At 51.0% G+C, this 1,948-nt stretch carries 2 protein-coding genes; one reads left to right on the plus strand and one right to left on the minus strand.

Features of this window, described 5'->3' with window-relative positions; genetic code table 11:
• Window positions 1-423: MBL fold metallo-hydrolase (locus Q0095_RS02840; RefSeq protein WP_297881172.1), on the plus strand; the 423-nt coding region annotated here is incomplete at its 5' end.
• Between the two features lie 528 nt (window positions 424-951).
• Here Q0095_RS02840 and cmoB read toward each other — a convergent pair.
• Window positions 952-1,782: a tRNA 5-methoxyuridine(34)/uridine 5-oxyacetic acid(34) synthase CmoB gene (cmoB, locus tag Q0095_RS02845; protein ID WP_297881174.1), complete on the minus strand. Its 831-nt coding sequence runs from the start codon at window positions 1,780-1,782 to the stop codon at window positions 952-954.
• Between the last annotated feature and the right edge of the window lie 166 nt (window positions 1,783-1,948).

Consider the following 1,948-nt stretch of genomic DNA (forward strand, 5'->3'; position numbering starts at 1 on the left):
GACGCGAAGCTGCAAAGAATGGGCGCTAAAATTTATATCCACGAGGAGGATGCCTTTATGCTGCGGACCGATCCCTTTGAGACGATGCCAGAGTCCATAGAAGCGGACGTACTCGTAAAAGGGCAGGAGCAAAGCCTTGAAATAGCGGGCTTTAACGTTAAATTTAGCCTTTTTGCAGGACATACGCCGGGCAGCTGTATGATCGAAGCGGGCGGCGTTATCTTTAGCGGCGACGTCATATTCAAAGGCTCTATCGGCAGGTGGGATTTTCCCTTTTCAAGCGGCGCGCAGATGAGAGAGTCTTTGCATAAAATTTTGCGGATAGAGGGCGATTTTACGCTCTATCCGGGGCACGGTCCGAATACGAGCCTGCAGGCCGAGAGGCAAAATTTAAAATATTTTTTGCAACTTTTTGAGCGCTGATCGTTTAAATTTAACCGCGCTTCGTCGCGCAAAGAGCGGTGTGAAGCTGTGTGAAGCCGATCGGCGTTAAATTTTATACCGCTTTACTCGCGGGCGCTAGAATTTGTGCCGCTTTGCTCGCATTGCAGGCGCCGAAATTTACAGCTTTATTTGCCGCTGCGGGCGTTAAACTCTGCGCTGAGTTCGCACCACGCGCGTATTGGCGTGCTCTGCGTATATAAAATTTTAAAATTTACCGCTGCTTATTAAATTTAGTAAAATTTCGCGCCGCTGCGCGTGTAAAACGTAACGCAAAAGGCAAAATTTAAAATTTGCGCCGCCGTACCGATCCTAACCGCTACAATGCGATCTAATTCAATTCGAGCCCGCCAAATTTAGCTAAATTCCGCGCTCTGTCGAATGCAAAATTTTCTTTGCGAGCCGAATAAATTTTGATAAAATTTTACGCGTTTTTAAAGGCGCAAATTACGCCCGAAGCTCATTTCATATCGGTGTACGGGTACACGAAAGATGTTTCAAAGGTGCGGATCACGCCCGAAGCCGCACATAAATACGCCTCGGGGCGGGGTAGCCCTCGATCGTGCGCGAGCCGTCGAGCGGGTCTAGGAAATTCTCCAAGCTTTGCCCGTCGATCCACTCCGTTTTGCGCTGCTCGCTAGCATCCGTGGGCTTTTGTGCCAAAATTTCAAAATCCTTAAATTTCGCCCTCTCGCACCAATTCTGCAGCGCGCCGACGGTCGGGACGAAGTAGATATTTGAAATTTTTGAGTAGCTGTTTTTCGGGCACAGCGCGAAATCGCCCGCCCCCTCGATATACATCGTGTCTAAAAACACCTCGCCGCCCGCATTTAGCGAGGCTCGCAGATCTTTTAGCATCTTTACGGGATCGCTGCGATGGTAGATGACGCCGAGGCAGAAGATCGTGTCGAATTTGTGCTCGTAAAACGGCAGATGCTCCACGCCCAAAAGCTCGAATTTCGCGTCGCTGCGGAGGAATTTCTCGATGAAGCGAAACTGCAGATAAAATAGCGCGCTAGGATCAAACCCCACTAGCCGCGCAGGCGCTAGTTCGCTTGCGCGAAACATATAGTAGCCGTTGTTGCAGCCCACATCGGCGACGGTTTTGCCGCTCAGATTTAAAAACGGCCGCAGCAGGTTAAATTTCACGAAGCTTCGCCACTCGGCATCGATAAAAAGATCATTCAGCGCAAAAGGCCCCTTGCGCCACGGCTTTAGCGCTCGCGCGATACGCAAAATTTCATCTCTCTGCTCCGCGCTAGCGCTAAAGCTTGCGCGCACGACGTCGCCGCACTCGCAGTCGCACTCGCCTATTTGTAGCGCCTCGATCGCGCTTAAAATTTCGCGGTTTTATTTAGGCGGCAAGCGTAGCGGTTGCCGCGCGGAATTAGGAGCCACGGAATTTTGTCGCGTAGAATTCCGTCGCACCGCAGAGCCTTACGGGCAAGATGAGCGGGTTTTTCCAGCGCCGAGCAAACAGCGCCTAGTAAGCAGCGCTAAATTTAAC

The sequence above is a fragment of the uncultured Campylobacter sp. genome, from assembly GCF_938045535.1.
Classification (GTDB): Bacteria; Campylobacterota; Campylobacteria; order Campylobacterales; family Campylobacteraceae; genus Campylobacter_B.